Source organism: Dethiosulfatibacter sp. (genome assembly GCF_983023055.1).
The window spans coordinates 1-5,587 of the sequence record NZ_CEZJXU010000130.1 but is presented as its reverse complement, the minus strand read 5'-3'; the positions used below and the strand labels follow the sequence as shown (position 1 = coordinate 5,587).

Genomic DNA, 5,587 nt, shown 5'->3' with positions numbered 1-5,587 from the left:
TCTTTCAAAGTTTAAAATAGGATGCTTTTCAATTCTCATACTTCCCTCCTAATAAGATCTAATCTATACTAATGCAATTACCATGCCAACGGTCATATATATGTCAAAAGCCTATTTTTGTATATAAAAAAAGAACAAAACACAACATATGTATTTCATTCCCTTACTATTTTTAAAAACCACCTTTAATCCAATGTCGACTTCTCGACTCCTGTGTCGACTTTTCGACACTAGAGCCCGTATTTTTCTATTTTATAGTATAAATTGCTTCTCGGCATACTAAGATGCTCGGCTGTTTTTTTCTTATTATAGTTAAAACTATCAAGAGTTTTTTTGATTATTTCTTTTTCTATCTTTTCTAAATACTCTTCAATTCCCTGAGTTGATGAATCATAATCAAGAGAAAGTTCTTCTTCAACATCTATCACCTGAAGATAATCCGGAAGAAATTCGATTAGAATCTTTTCGTTATTACTTTCCTTTGCAAGAAGAACTGAACGCTGTATTATATTCTTAAGCTCTCTTACATTTCCCTCCCAGCTATGTCTTTTGAATATATTAAATATTTCATTAGGGATTTCGATTATGTTCATGCCGTTTTCCATACAGAATTTCTGCAGAAACTTGTTTGCAAGAAGAACAACATCTTCCTTTCTGTCTTTTAAGGGAATCAGCTGTACCTGGAAGGTGTTGAGCCGGTAATACAAATCTTTCCTGAAGCTTCTATCTTGTATGGCTTCTTTTAGATCTTTATTTGTAGCCGATACTATTCTTACGTTTATCTTTATTTCCTTATTGCTTCCTATTCTTGTAACATATCCATCTTCAAGAATTCTCAATATCTTAGGCTGTAGTGTAACAGGCATGTCTCCTATCTCATCAAGAAATAAGGTTCCGTTGTTTGCTTCCTCAAACTTGCCAGGCTTTCCATTCTTTCTTGCACCTGTAAAGGCTCCTTCATCATATCCGAAAAGTTCACTTTCAAACAGTTCTTCGGGTATTGCAGAGCAGTTTACAGCAACAAAATTACCTTGTCTTTCACTTTCGTGATGGATGGCTCTTGCAAATAGCTCCTTTCCTGTACCACTTTCACCGTTGATTAGAATATTCATAGGCGTTCTCGATATGTTTTTACAAAGGTTTATCCTTTTTATGAATTCAGTATTATTGCTGATTATTTTCGAAAAATAGGATTCACTTTGCATTGTCACGGATAATTCCTTTTCCAGTTCAGAAAGGTTGTGTTGAGTTTTCGACAGTACATCTGTAAGCTTCATGTATTCGGTAATGTCTCGGTCTCTTGAAAGTCCTCCAATAAGCTTGCCCTTGTCGTCATAAAGGGGTATGGCGCTTATTATGGTATATGTGTTTTCCCTTGGACTGTTGTATATATTGTGATATACCTTCTCACTTTCAATAACTTTAGGAAGAAGGGAGCTGGGAAAAACATTCCTTAGATCCTTTCCTATTATTTCCTCTTTTTTTATGTTGAAGTACTCTTCTGAAGTTTTGTTGAAAAATAGTGTTGTGCATTTAGTATCCACCACGGTTATGGCATCGGGTATATTGTCCAGTATATATTCAAATATGTTTCCGTCTTCTACGTTGAAACTAATATTCATTCCCAATTTCCTCATTATGATATTTCTCAATGAATAGATCATCAAGATTCCAGAACTTCTTGAATTTATTATACTTCATTTTTGCAGCATTAACATCCATTCCTTTTTTTACACCTTTAATCATAATATTCTTAGGAGTATGTTCCATAGCTACAAATTCTACAAGCTTGACTTCATATCCTTCATTGTTGAGATACAACACTCTAAGAGTGTCCGTTACCATAGAAGAAAGTCTTTCCTTAATAAGTCCGTGTTCAATCATGGGTGCAAGACATGCATTATCTATTTTGTTGAAAAATTCGTGCTGGCAACACGGTACAGACAATATATAATCAACATTCCACTTGACCGCCTTTACAAGGGCAGCATCAGTGGCATTGTTGCAGGCATGAAGGGTCACTATCATATCTATGTCACTTCTAGAATCAAAATCAACAATATCTCCCTTGATAAATTCAAGATTCTCATATCCAAGATTTTCACTTGTTCTATTACAGAAGTCTATTACATCCTCCTTCAAGTCAAGTCCAATGATTTCAACATCCTTATTTAATATATTATGAAAATAATAGTAGAGGCCAAATGTCAGGTAAGCCTTGCCGCATCCAAAATCGATTATCTTGAAGCTTCCATTAATATTTTCATAGTCAATTGTACCATCCACTATTTCGAGAAATTTGTTTATCTGTCTAAATTTGTCATATTTTTTCTTATACACTTTTCCATTATCATCCATTACTCCAAGTTCAATCAGGAAATCGCATTTTTCATTGTCCGGGATTATATAATCCTTTTTTCTGTCATGCGAAAGACTAAAACTTGCTATTTCAATCTCTTTCTTTTTGCAAGTAAGCTTTCCTTTCTTTGAAACCATACATTGATACTCATGATTTTGTGTCTTGATATATATATTTTTGAAATTGTCCCTCATGTTTTCAATGATTTTTTCAGCAGCTTCATCAACACTAAGATTTTCATGAAAAGCCTTGTTGTTTATTAATGATTCAAATTGAAGTGTATATTGGTTCCTTATGAGTACAGGCTTGATATTTATTCTTTTACATTCGTTCTGTTTCTTTCTGGGATTTGAAGCCACCATGCTTACAAGAGTCTTATCTGTTAAAACATCTTCAAAAAATTGATTTAATTCCATTGCCGCTCCTCAAAAGGCCGCCATAAACATGACGGCCAATATTTTCTACACTGAATTTTCTAACCCAGAGTTTTTATTTCTTCCATGAACTTTTAAGGGATACTATCCTGTTGAATACTAACTTGTTGCCTTCTTCAGCATTCTTATCTATTATGAAATATCCATGTCTCAAAAACTGGAACCTATCTCCTATTGAAGCTGCAGACATATTAGACTCAATTTTGCAATTTTCTAATGTGACTTTTGACATTGGATTGAGCTTTTCAAGGAAATTGGTCTTGTCAAAATCCTCGTCTTCCATCATATAATCATAGAGCCTAACTTCAGCATCAAGGGTGTAATCCGCAGACACCCAATGTAATGTACCCTTTACCTTTCTATCACTAAAACCGCTTCCACTCTTTGTTTTCGGATCATAGGTACATCTAAGTTCAATCACTTCACCATTTTCATCTTTGATTACTTCATTGCACTTGACAAAATATGCATGTCTAAGTCTTACCTCATTTCCTGGAAACAACCTGAAGAATTTCTTAGGCGGAACTTCCATGAAATCTTCTCTCTCAACATATATCTCACGGCTGAAAGGAATGCTTCTCTTGCCCATTTCAGGATTTTCAGGATTCATATCTGCATCTAGATATTCAACCTCTCCTTCAGGATAATTTGTAATAACCAGCTTTAAAGGATCCAAAACAGCCATGGTTCTTGGAGCCTTCATTCTTAAATCTTCTCTTATGGAATGTTCAAGCATCGCTATGTCTACAACACTTTGTGATTTCGAAACACCTATATCATCGCAGAATTTTCTTATTGATTCAGAAGTGTATCCCCTTTTTCTATAGCCGGAAATTGTTGGCATCCTAGGATCATCCCAACCATCTACAAGATCTTGGTCAACAAGCTGCTTGAGATATCTCTTGCCCATCATTGTCTTTGTAAGAAACAGCTTTGCAAATTCAATCTGCTTTGGAGACTGAACCTTGAATTTATCAAGATTTGCAAGAACCCAATCATAAAGAGGCCTATGATCTTCAAATTCCAATGTGCATACGGAATGCGTTATTCCTTCTATGGCATCCTGTATAGGATGGGCAAAGTCATACATTGGATAAATGCACCATTTGTCTCCTGTATTATGGTGGTGGGCTCTTAACATCCTGTATATTACAGGGTCTCTCATGTTAAGGTTTGGACTTGCCATATCGATCTTGGCTCTCAAAGCTTTTTTCCCATCTTCATATTCGCCCTTTTTCATGTTCCTGAAGATTTCAATGTTTTCCTCTACTGACCTTTCCCTGAAGGGGCTTTCCTTTCCAGGCTCAGTAAGAGTACCTCTGTATTCCCTCATTTCATCAGCTGTGAGATCATCTACATAGGCAAGACCTTTCTCGATTAGCTCTTCCGCACTTTCATACATTGTATCAAAATAGTTTGATGCATAAAACACCTCTCCACTCCATTCGGGACAAAGCCATTTTATATCTTCAACTATTGCTCTTATATACTTATCGTCTTCCTTTACAGGATTTGTATCATCAAATCTAAGGTTGAAAGTACCCTTGTTGTTTACTGCAAGGCTGTAATTTAGACATATGGACTTGGCATGTCCTATATGAAGATATCCGTTTGGTTCAGGTGGGAATCTTGTGTGTACTCTATTGTCATAAATTCCTACTTTATTATCATTGTCAATTATCTTTTGTATAAAATTCGAACTTTCACTTTTCATTTCGCTCATAAGAACCTCCTAATCATTTAAATCGATAGAGATATATTAGCATATTTACCTTATTAAATCAATTTCATAAGCAATTTAAATTGCATTTATATTCTTATTTTCTTCTTTCATAACTTTTTTCATTACTTTGCATCAAATTTATTAAATGTAGTATACTTTTATGAATCTAGTATATCCAATTTTTCTTCATCAATATCCGCTTATATGAGTGGATGAAAACGTTATTGTAATTAATATCATTTACAAATATTTATACATTTGTTATTATAAATAAAATATCATTATGGAGAGTGCTATGAATAAGATAGGTTTTATAGGAGCAGGAAATGTTTCCAAAGCCATAATTACAGGTATGGCAAAAAACAAATTCGAGCTTGACAGAATATACATCAATTCAAAATCAAATGAATCCAAGGAAAAACTCAGCATGGATCTGATGATCAAATGCGCAAAAAACAATGTCGATCTTGTGAAAAAATGCAAATACATATTTTTGGCAATAAAATCCCAACATTATGGAAAGGTATTAAATGAAATAAAAGATGTAATCGAACCTGATAGGCATGTGCTTGTAAGTCTTGCACCTGGCTATTCTATTGAGGAATGCAGGGAAACTACTGGAATAGAAAATCTTAAGGTTTTAAGGGCAATGCCAAACATACCATCCCTGGTAGGTGAAGGAATGACAGGTATTTATTATGCTCCCGATGTTTTTACAGACATAGAAAAAAAAGAGGTTGAAATAATATTCAATGGATTTGGTGAAGTACAGGAGCTTGATGAAGAAGATCATATGGATACCTTGGTATCCATATCAGCAAGTTCACCAGCTTATGTATACATAATGATTGAAGCTATGGGTGATGCAGGAGTTCTTACAGGACTTCCAAGAAAAATGTCTTACAATCTTGCCGCCCAGGCAGTAATGGGTGCTGCAAAAATGGTTAAAGAACTTGACATGCACCCTGGAGAGCTTAAAGATTCAGTCTGTTCTCCAGGAGGTACGACTATAGAAGCCGTAAAGGTTCTTGAAGACAGAGGCTTCAGAAGCGCCCTCATAGAATCCATGCT

At 34.9% G+C, this 5,587-nt stretch carries 4 protein-coding genes; 1 reads left to right on the top strand and 3 read right to left on the bottom strand.

Annotated features, from left to right (window positions below):
* Positions 1-230: 230 nt before the first annotated feature.
* The 3 genes from AC3AX0_RS06065 to AC3AX0_RS06055 form a co-directional block, all read right to left on the bottom strand.
* Positions 231-1,622, bottom strand: coding sequence for a sigma-54 interaction domain-containing protein (locus AC3AX0_RS06065; protein ID WP_487549411.1), 1,392 nt, complete (start codon positions 1,620-1,622; stop codon positions 231-233).
* Positions 1,612-2,775 carry a class I SAM-dependent methyltransferase gene (locus AC3AX0_RS06060; RefSeq protein WP_487549410.1) on the bottom strand — a complete coding sequence of 388 codons (1,164 nt, stop codon included), beginning with the start codon at positions 2,773-2,775 and terminating at the stop codon, positions 1,612-1,614. Before AC3AX0_RS06060 ends, AC3AX0_RS06065 begins: the two co-directional genes overlap by 11 nt.
* Before the next feature lie 73 nt (positions 2,776-2,848).
* Positions 2,849-4,516 carry a glutamine--tRNA ligase/YqeY domain fusion protein gene (locus AC3AX0_RS06055; protein WP_487549409.1) on the bottom strand — a complete coding sequence of 556 codons (1,668 nt, stop codon included), beginning with the start codon at positions 4,514-4,516 and terminating at the stop codon, positions 2,849-2,851.
* Between the two features lie 295 nt (positions 4,517-4,811).
* On the opposite strand from AC3AX0_RS06055, the gene proC reads away from it, so the two are divergent.
* Positions 4,812-5,587, top strand: a 776-nt coding sequence (gene proC / locus AC3AX0_RS06050) for a pyrroline-5-carboxylate reductase (protein WP_487549408.1), incomplete at its 3' end; no start/stop codon positions are given.